Here is a 270-nt window from a genome sequence, read left to right on the forward strand (position 1 = left end):
GGCGGCGGCTGACGATCAGGGGATCTCCGTCGCCCGACACCGGCGAAAGATCCGGTGGAAGATCGGCAGGAGAAACACCCACCCCGTTGCACAGCCAGTTGAGCACCTGGGCGTCGACCACGCCATCGACCCGGGTGATCCGCACTACCGAGACCAGCGCCTCACCGCCCTCGCCCCGCGAACCCAGCCAACGGTTGTTGTCCACCAAGTGAATGTTGCCGGCGAGGGTGCCGGTCTCCAGGGCCGCCGCCACGTCGATCATCGCCATGA

The 270-nt window shown here is 67.0% G+C and carries 1 pseudogene; it reads right to left on the reverse strand.

Features of this window, described 5'->3' with window-relative positions:
* A pseudogene (locus ACYQ2W_RS26865) lies at nt 1-270 on the reverse strand (hypothetical protein); the annotation flags it as partial.

This window comes from Endothiovibrio diazotrophicus, from assembly GCF_054657215.1.